9 protein-coding genes and 1 pseudogene are annotated in these 5,909 nt (G+C 69.5%); 7 read left to right on the top strand and 3 right to left on the bottom strand.

The features are described 5' to 3' along the window. Positions 1 to 348: 348 nt before the first annotated feature. The 3 genes and pseudogenes from ACFWJ4_RS40470 to ACFWJ4_RS40460 form a co-directional block, all read right to left on the bottom strand. Entirely contained in the window at positions 349 to 822 is a 474-nt protein-coding gene (locus tag ACFWJ4_RS40470; protein ID WP_380554216.1) for an NUDIX domain-containing protein, read from the bottom strand. Between the two features lie 107 nt (positions 823 to 929). Continuing rightward, a complete protein-coding gene (locus ACFWJ4_RS40465; RefSeq protein ID WP_380554214.1) occupies positions 930 to 1,196 on the bottom strand; it encodes a hypothetical protein in 267 nt (88 codons plus the stop codon). 41 nt (positions 1,197 to 1,237) lie between these two features. Continuing rightward, positions 1,238 to 1,438: pseudogene (locus tag ACFWJ4_RS40460) on the bottom strand (GNAT family N-acetyltransferase); the annotation flags it as partial. Positions 1,439 to 1,760: 322 nt separating this feature from the next. Between ACFWJ4_RS40460 and ACFWJ4_RS40455 the strand changes: the two are divergent. The 7 genes from ACFWJ4_RS40455 to ACFWJ4_RS40425 all read left to right on the top strand — a co-directional run bounded on the left by ACFWJ4_RS40455 (position 1,761) and on the right by ACFWJ4_RS40425 (position 5,817). Further along, positions 1,761 to 1,988: a hypothetical protein gene (locus ACFWJ4_RS40455; RefSeq protein ID WP_380554211.1), complete on the top strand. Its 228-nt coding sequence runs from the start codon at positions 1,761 to 1,763 to the stop codon at positions 1,986 to 1,988. Then, entirely contained in the window at positions 1,985 to 2,167 is a 183-nt protein-coding gene (gene amcA, locus ACFWJ4_RS40450) for a multiple cyclophane-containing RiPP AmcA (RefSeq protein WP_380554208.1), read from the top strand. Before ACFWJ4_RS40455 ends, amcA begins: the two co-directional genes overlap by 4 nt. Before the next feature lie 73 nt (positions 2,168 to 2,240). Then, positions 2,241 to 2,927, top strand: a complete 687-nt coding sequence (locus tag ACFWJ4_RS40445) for a pentapeptide repeat-containing protein (RefSeq protein ID WP_380554205.1) — start codon at positions 2,241 to 2,243, stop codon at positions 2,925 to 2,927. Positions 2,928 to 2,949: 22 nt separating this feature from the next. Further along, positions 2,950 to 3,657 carry a hypothetical protein gene (locus ACFWJ4_RS40440; RefSeq protein ID WP_380554202.1) on the top strand — a complete coding sequence of 236 codons (708 nt, stop codon included), beginning with the start codon at positions 2,950 to 2,952 and terminating at the stop codon, positions 3,655 to 3,657. 524 nt (positions 3,658 to 4,181) lie between these two features. After that, a complete protein-coding gene (locus tag ACFWJ4_RS40435) occupies positions 4,182 to 4,316 on the top strand; it encodes a hypothetical protein (protein ID WP_380554199.1) in 135 nt (44 codons plus the stop codon). Positions 4,317 to 4,350: 34 nt separating this feature from the next. Further along, the gene (locus ACFWJ4_RS40430; protein WP_380554196.1) at positions 4,351 to 4,782 is read left to right on the top strand and encodes an NUDIX domain-containing protein; all 432 of its coding nucleotides are present in this window, start codon (positions 4,351 to 4,353) and stop codon (positions 4,780 to 4,782) included. Between the two features lie 144 nt (positions 4,783 to 4,926). Further along, the gene (locus tag ACFWJ4_RS40425) at positions 4,927 to 5,817 is read left to right on the top strand and encodes a hypothetical protein (RefSeq protein WP_380554193.1); all 891 of its coding nucleotides are present in this window, start codon (positions 4,927 to 4,929) and stop codon (positions 5,815 to 5,817) included. Positions 5,818 to 5,909: the final 92 nt, after the last annotated feature.

Below are 5,909 nucleotides of genomic sequence, written 5' to 3'. Positions count from 1 at the left end.
AGCACGATCTCACGGGCGCTCCGACTGTACCTGGAGCCCAGGCCAAGCCAATTCGTCACTCTGCGTTGCCATTTCACGGAAGTTGAGCCAGAACCACAACCCGTGAATAAAGCCAGCCGCCGGGTGGACACCCGCGCGCCATCTGTTTCGTTGAGCAGGTTCACCGCCGTTCCCCACCATCCACCCCCACCCCCGCCCTCGCCGCGCGCCGCACGGCCAGGGGGCGTATAAGCGATCTTTCGGACACGCTCGGGGCCGGCCCTCAGCCTTCGTCTTCGCTGAGACGAGGTAGTCACATCCAGTGGCAGCCTAGGAAGAAGCGCCGTGCAACCACTGTGCGGCGTGGCTCTACGGGCGGGTCGCTCCGTGCTCCAGGTAGACGGTCTCGGACTGAGTCTTGGCCGCGCAGGCGGCGTGGGCGCGGCGGGCGAGGCGTGGGATGAGGAGTTCGTCGAGCTGGTCGGCGGCGTGGAAGGCGTACTCGCCGATCTCCACCTGGTCGACGGTGATGTTGTCGAGCTCGTCGGCGGGAAGGATGCCACCGTCGAAGACGAAGAGCAGCTTGTCGCCCTCGGTGGGGTGAGGCGCCCAGTCGGCGACGAGCAGGCGGCCGATCGGCGGGGTGATGCCGAGTTCCTCCTTGACCTCCCGGGCCGCGCCCTCGCTCGGGGTCTCGCCGGCGTGCAGGTAGCCGCCGGGGATCTCCCAGCCGGGCTTGCAGGTCGGCTTCACGAGGAGGACACGGTCGTCGTCGTCGAAGAAGAGCACCCCGGCGGCGGTGCGGGGCTGGGCCACGACCTCGTGGGGCTGGGAGTCGCTCATGGCGACGACTGTAGCCGCCCGACCCCGTCACGTGACGGTCTTGAGCCGCTGGGCGACGCCCGCCAGCAAATAGCTGGGTTTGCCGCGCTGTTGGCGGACCCAGTTGGTCACCAGATGTCGGAGGATGAAGGGGTACCGGACTTGCTCGGGGCCAGTTCCTCGGTGTCCAGTACGAGGGCGAGCGCCTCGTCCATACGGTTCTGTGCGCTGTGGGCGCGGGCGATTTCGAGCGAGTGCCGTACTCGGCGTTCGAGCGGCAGGGCCGAGGAGTCCACGCGCGGCCCTCGGTCGAGGGCAATCTGGACGTCGCCGAACTCCATGGCGGTCGAGATCCGGTGGATGGCCACGTTGGTGAGCCCGAAAGCCGTCCACATGTGGTTCGCGTCGTGGCCGAGGAGATGGTGACGCCCCAGGCTCAGTGGATCGGGCGGATCATCGCGGTCAGCCGGGGCGACTCCGGAGAGGGCTGTTGAGCGTTGAACGCCTGGTAGCCCCACGTCTCGTAGAGCCGCTGGACCTTGCCGTCCCCGGCGAGCGGGTTGACCAGAAGGGTGACACGGCCCTCGATGCGGCGGCGCAGCAGGTCGTCGTGGATTCGGCGGGCGGCACCCGTGCCCCCATGGAGGAAAGGGAAGGCGTCAACACCGACCGGGCGGTTCCCTCCGCCGAGCAGGCCCGCGTGTTCTGGCGGCGCACCATTGCCTGGTCACGCCGCAACCGCGACCTGACCATCCGCGAGATCGACCGACTCGGCGGCTACCTGCGGGACGTCCGCGCCGGACACAGGGCCGCCTGGGACCGCGTGTTGATCGACCCGATCCCGACCGTCGCCATCCAATGGCGACGTCGTCCTGCTTTCGCCCGAACTCGCTGGGATCACCGACCCGGCCTACGAGGACTTCCGGGCCGGGAACGTCCTGGAGCGGAGCATCGGCTCAATGCTGGACCGCGCCCACCGCCTGCGCTATGTGCGCGAGTTTCTGACCGGCCTGGACGCGTGTGAGGCCACCTGCGACCTCTTCGACTTCTGCCGAGGGGCCCAGGCCGGCAATCGCTACTTCGAGAACGGCCGCCTGGACACCACGGAGACGAACCACTGCCGCGTGTCCCGGCAGGCCCTGGTCACCGCCCTGTCCGATACCGTCCAAGAGGAGAAAGTCGCATGACCCTGCTCGAACTGCTGGCCACCAGCAACACTGCCGTCGTCGCCGACCTCACCGGCGTCAACGTGACGGACCCCACCGCCGGGCCGTTCGACAACCGGCCCACCTGGGACAACAACGGGCCGAAGTTCGACAACCGGCCTACCTGGGACAACTGGTCGAACAAGAACAAGCGTAAGTAGCGCTACCCGGACCACCCCGGGACACACCAGCCGGTGCGGGCCCGGCCCGACCTTCGAGAGAGCGGAGCCTCCCATGGACGGCATCACCTTCGGCCGTGTCACCGTGACCCTGCCCCACCTGAACGAGCCCGGGCTCTACTTGTCCAACGTCACGACCCTGGACTCCGCCCGGGGCATCGTCCAGGACTTCCAGTACGGCGACGCCGACCTGCGGGCCCTGGATCTCGCCGAGACCCGCCTCGTCACCGGCCGCGTCTCCAACCTGCGGGTCGACCGCGTGCAGCTCGACCAGGTCCGCCTCGACTCCGTCGAGTTCGACACCTGCGACCTCGCCACCACTCGCATCACCGACAGCAAGCTCTCCCGCGTCGTCTTCCGCAACTGCAAGATCATGGGTGCCGGGCTCATCGGCGTGACCCTGGACAACGTCCTCTTCGACAACTGCAAGCTCGACTACGCGACCTTTGAGCAGATCCGCGCCACCGGCGCGGTCGTCTTCTCCAAGTGCGGGCTCACTGAGGCGTCGTTCACTGGTTGCGACCTCGGTAGCGCGGTCCTCGACGCCTGCATCCTGCGGCTGACCGAGTTCGGCCGGGGCAAGTACCAGGGCCTCGATCTGCGAGGCAACGACCTCACCACGCTGCGGGGCGTCGCCAACCTCGACAAGGTCCTCATCGACCGCACCCAGCAGGCCGAACTCGCCGAAGCCCTGGTCGCCGAGCTGGACGTGACCTTCGCCGACACCCTCGACGACCGGTAAACCCAGCCTGGGAGGAACCCGCGTGACTCTCGCCATCGCCCACACCGATCCCGCCACCCTCATCGCCAGGTGTGACAGCACCGGCGTCCGCACCGCTCGCGGCGAGCCCGACTACGAGGACGGGGCCGTCCTCCCGGCCGGCCCCTGGCAGCCCCTCACCGCCGTGCTGGCGGCAGAACTCCGCCCGACCGGGCGGAGCGCCGACAGCGCGCTCGTGGAACTGGTGAAGCTGCCCGACGGCCCTCCACCGGCCACCCTCGCCGACCAACTCGGCGACCCCGACGCCGTCCACCTCGGCCAAGCCAGGAGCCCGGCCAAGGCCCTCACCACCACACCGAATTACCAGGACGGCCGCCGCATCGGCCTGCACATCGACAATTGGGACAGGCTCCGCTACCAGGCCAAGCACACCGGTCGCCGACGCCTGTGCTTCAACCTCGACCCCGGAACCCGCTACCTCCTGCTCGGTGGCCTCGACATCCGCGCCATCTGCCGCGATCTCCACGCCGACCCCGAGGACCGCTATCCGCACACCGACGACCTGCGGGCCTACGCCGCCCTCGGGCTGCCCCTGCGTGTCTTCCGGCTGCGGATCGACCCCGGCGAGGGCTACATCGCCCCCACCGAACTGCTGCCCCACGACGGCTCCACCGAGGACCAGCCCCAACCGTCCACCGCCGCGTTCTGGCTCGGCCACCGGCCACGCGGCGTCCTGGCCTCGCTGATCTGACACCGGCACGTGCGAGCTGTTCCGCTGCCCGTGATGGGCAGCGCCGCGTCCGATCCCCATGCACGTAGGAGACTTCCATGGCTGCTGCGCCGCAGCAGAGCCCCCGTCCGGTCACGCCTCGGCTGCCGACCGGCCCGACCTTCGACCAGGAGCTGTGTGGGCTCGTGCTCGACACCGCACCCCGCCTGTTCGCCGTCGTCCAGGTTTGGGGCGAGGGCCTCCCGGACGTCGACGGGCGGGTCGTGGCCTGGGGAGTCGCCGACCACAGTGGGCGAGCGCACGTGATCAGCATCGACGAGCAGGCGCGAATGACCCCACGTCTCCCGATCGGGCCTTGCGCCATTTCGCCGGGCGACCGGGAATTACCGCACGGCTGGTCTGGCTCGCACAGCCGAGTGAAGCAGCAGTGGATCGGGCAGAAGCCGCCTGACCTTGGCCGGCCGACGCGAGCGGGCCATGATGGACGCAGCGGGCTCGGGTCTTGGGGGCGGGCCCACCCGATTGGGCCGGGTGGGAGCGCTCCTGTGGCGTTGGTGCCGGCGGCCCCGGCCTTCCTTGACCGGGGCCACCCCGAGGACGTCGCCTTCCTCGCCGACCCCAGTGCGTCCTTCATCACCGGCCAGTCGTTGCACGTCGACGGCGGCTGGCTCCTCCACTGACCCGCCCACACCGTCGATCAGAAAGCAGACCACCGTGCAGCACCGCGTCCGCGCCGTACTCCTCACCCCGAACGACACCATGCTGTTGATCAAGCGCATCCGCCCCGGCATCGAACCGTACTGGGTGATCGTCGGCGGCAAGATCGAGCCCACTGACGCCAGCCCCGAGGACGCCCTGCTGCGCGAGGTCCGCGAGGAGATCGCCGGCGAGGCCGAGATCGTCCGCCTCCTCCACACCGTCGAAACCGGCGACGAGCGCCAGGAGTTCTACCTCGCCACCGTCGACAAGTGGAACTTCGAGGACCGCACCGGTCCCGAGTTCAGCCAGGAAGGCCGAGGCGAGTACCTCCTGGATGAAATCCCCCTCACCACCGAAGCCCTCGATGCGGTCAACCTCCTGCCCCAGGACTTCGCCACCGTCCTGCGCGCGGCCGTCGAACGCGGGGATCTCCTGACCACCAGGTAACCGCAAGCCGGCAGCTGCTCATCAACCCCAAACGCCTCACGCAGTGTCAATTGCCGTGATACGTTCCGTAATCCAATCGAAAACAGGCGACCCCGGCGGTGCTACCAACACCCCGGGGTCCGGCAACAGGAGCAGACACTCCCGATGCGTGTCCATCGTAGCGCCCACGTGCGCAACTTCACCGTGCTACCCAACGCCCTACTCCAGTACCGGCGGTTGAGCTACACCGCCCGCGGCCTGCTCGCGGATCTGCTCTCCCGCCCCGACGGCTGGCGCGAGGACGGTCGACACATGGCCGACACCAGCCCCCAGGGGCGCGGAGCGATCCGCAAGGCCCTGAAGGAGCTGACCGACGCGGGCTTCTACCGCGTTGAGAAGATCCGCATGCCGGACGGCACCATCCGCACCGAGACCCACGTGTACGACACACCATGGTTCGCGCCGGATGCCACCCGTCCGGCGCCCGGCGGAGCGGCCACCGGGCGCGCTGGCAGCCCTGTTGTAAAGGACCGGCAGCAAGAACCCACCCTCCCCGCGAGTCCGGCCGATGACGTCAAATCAGAAGGACGGGAGGAGGATTTCGAGACCGAAGAGGTCCGCGAGGCGGTCGCCACGCTGTTCCGGGTGATCCGCCCCGAGCCCCGACTGCGCCTGGGCGAGGCCGAAGCCGCCGAACTCGCGCCCCTCGTCGCACAGTGGCTGCAGCGCGGCGCGGCCCACGCCGACCTCGCCCAGGCCCTGCTGCCGGGCCTGCCCACCCCGATGCACTCGGCGGCCGCCGTGCTCCGTTACCGCCTGGAGCACAAGATGCCGCCCGCACGGCCCGCCGCACGGCCACCGGCCCGGTACACCGAGTGCGCCAAGTGCCACGACCCCGTGCCCCGACCGGGCATCTGCCGCCCGTGCTCCGGCCTGACAACCCGATCCCTCACGGTCGGCAAGGGGGCGGACGTGGCAGCCGCGGGTGCCGCCCGGGTCCGAACCGCACTGCGCTCCGCGATGACCGGCAGTCGACCTGCACACATCGCCGCCTGAACCACGTCGCCCCACCGGTCCGAAGGCGCTCCGGCAGGTACGTCGCCCTGCTTCATCAGCGCCGCGGGGGCCCCGGCGGGGGGGCGGCGGGC

Source organism: Kitasatospora sp. NPDC127067 (assembly GCF_042724755.1).
In the GTDB taxonomy this organism is placed as follows: Bacteria; Actinomycetota; Actinomycetes; order Streptomycetales; family Streptomycetaceae; genus Kitasatospora; species Kitasatospora lactacystinica.
This window is presented reverse-complemented; position numbering and strand designations above follow the sequence as displayed.